Consider the following 952-nt stretch of genomic DNA (forward strand, 5'->3'; position numbering starts at 1 on the left):
CCGACCCCGGACGGTCTCGGCCAGTCCACCGCGCCGGTGGAGGAGCCCGTCGCCAAGGGTCGCGGTCGCGCCAAGCGCGTTGCCGAAGACGCCTGAAATCCAACGGGCGGTGCCGTCACGGCATCGCCCTTTTTTTGCCTGCCGGGAACAAGTTCCTCGATTATTCATCCATGATGAGTCAATTCATCGTTGTATCGAACCCGTTTATCGGTTCAACTCGTTTCACTGATGAACACGGAGTGAATGGCAGCAACTGGAGCAAGAAGAGGAGAAGGTGATGACTGGCAGCTGGACGAATGGAGCGCAAGCCTCGGACGGGACCGGCAAGTCATTGGCCTCAGGATTCTGCACCATGCCAGATCGCGTCTCGGTATCCATTACCATCGGAGGGATACTCCCTGCCGATCGGGTGCCCGAACTCATCGAAACCGCCAACCGATGCGGCCTTTCTCTTGAATGGGATGGGGGGCCGCTGACGGAGATACCCTCTGGAGAACCTCTCTGCTTACGCGCCCATGAAGTGGTCGGCGGTGATATCGACGACATGGAGGACTTTTGCTGCCATAACGACCTGCCTTTCAGAAGCTGGTTCGACGGCAACTACGGGCATTTTACACCTGAAATCCGCATCTGGATCGGCGAAGGTCCACGACAGGTCTATACCGCCGCGCAAGACGAGAAGGCCGTCCTGACCGCCGACGAAGCGTCGCAATTAGCTTCCTACGAGGCGATCATGGAGCATTTCCGTCAGGCAAACTACATCCCTCCGCCGCTCCATATCCTCCCCATCAAGGCGCCGGACGATACAGCTGAAGCACAACCTTCATGTGAGTAACCCTTAAGGGTTACCCAATTCGACAGTCCAGTCGCCAACATGCCCCTCTTCAAACCACCACCGTCCGCGTGAAGAACGCGGTCGGTGAGGGGCGCATTCGCGCCCTGCCCGGCCAAA

General features: G+C 58.5%; 1 protein-coding gene. It reads left to right on the forward strand.

Annotation, left to right across the window (positions count from 1 at the left end):
* Nucleotides 1–277: 277 nt before the first annotated feature.
* Nucleotides 278–835 carry a hypothetical protein gene (locus OKA11_RS24430; RefSeq protein WP_267225226.1) on the forward strand — a complete coding sequence of 186 codons (558 nt, stop codon included), beginning with the start codon at nucleotides 278–280 and terminating at the stop codon, nucleotides 833–835.
* The last annotated feature ends 117 nt before the right edge of the window (nucleotides 836–952 follow it).

Origin of the sequence: Novosphingobium clariflavum (assembly GCF_026420865.1) — a bacterium.
Taxonomy (GTDB): Bacteria; Pseudomonadota; Alphaproteobacteria; order Sphingomonadales; family Sphingomonadaceae; genus Novosphingobium; species Novosphingobium clariflavum.